Origin of the sequence: Streptomyces racemochromogenes (assembly GCF_044129415.1) — a bacterium.
GTDB lineage: Bacteria > Actinomycetota > Actinomycetes > Streptomycetales > Streptomycetaceae > Streptomyces > Streptomyces racemochromogenes_A.
The window spans coordinates 1-462 of sequence record NZ_JBBDHD010000334.1; the positions used below are offsets into that span (position 1 = coordinate 1).

Genomic DNA, 462 nt, shown 5'->3' on the forward strand with positions numbered 1-462 from the left:
TGGCGTGGATCCGGCCCTCGCGGATGCCGATGGAGACCTTCTTGATGCCGAGCACCGCGTCGATGACCAGGACGTTGCTGATGACCACGTCGCAGGTCGCGCGGACGGCGGCGCCCTTGAGGTGCAGGCCGTCGCGGGCGGTCTTGCCGAAGCCCGCCAGGAACTCGTCGCCCGGCTTCTGGGCGTCGTGCTCGACCCGGACGGTCAGCCCGGAGTCGCCGAGCCGGACCCGGTCTCCGGCCCGGGGGCCGAAGACGGACGCGTACTCGTGCGGGTCGATGTGCCGGCTGCCGGGGGCGCAGTGGGCGCTGTGGTCGGTGTGGGGGGTCTGACGGCTCACGCCTGGTCTCCTCGCGGGGCGTCTGCGGTGGGGGCGGCCGCGCCCAGGTAGCCGCAGGCGGCGGCGCGGGCCAGGGCCTCGGCCTTGGCGCCGGGGGCGTCGAGCGGGCCGTCGACCAGGCC

2 pseudogenes are annotated in these 462 nt (G+C 75.5%); both read right to left on the reverse strand.

Annotated elements, in window-relative coordinates:
• A pseudogene (locus WDV06_RS37150) lies at nt 1–340 on the reverse strand (urease subunit alpha); the annotation flags it as partial.
• Nucleotides 337–462 (reverse strand): annotated as a pseudogene (locus tag WDV06_RS37155) (urease subunit gamma); the annotation flags it as partial. The pseudogenes WDV06_RS37155 and WDV06_RS37150, both read right to left, overlap by 4 nt.